A 238-nucleotide genomic window follows, 5' to 3' on the forward strand; every position below is an offset into this window, starting at 1 on the left:
GCACCAGGCCGCTGTTGCCCGGCGCCAGGGGTTCCTCGATGGCCGCCTTGTGCAGGTTCAGCCAGCGGGTGTGGCCGTCGTAGACCAGGCGCTGCTTGTGCAGGTGCTCGTCGGGGGCGTCGATGAAACGTTCCAGCAGGCCCTTCCAGGGTTCGGGCAAGGCCGACAGGCGCGAACCGACGACCTTCTGCGCGCCGACCCCGGTGAGTTCCTCGATGGCGCGGTTCCACATCAGCAC

1 protein-coding gene is annotated in these 238 nt (G+C 68.5%); it reads right to left on the reverse strand.

What is annotated here, in order from left to right; all coding sequences use genetic code 11:
• A partial coding sequence (locus FVA95_RS30395) for a hypothetical protein (protein ID WP_149667014.1) occupies positions 1-238 on the reverse strand: 238 nt, incomplete at both ends.

The organism is Pseudonocardia sp. EV170527-09, from assembly GCF_008369905.1.
Lineage (GTDB): Bacteria > Actinomycetota > Actinomycetes > Mycobacteriales > Pseudonocardiaceae > Pseudonocardia.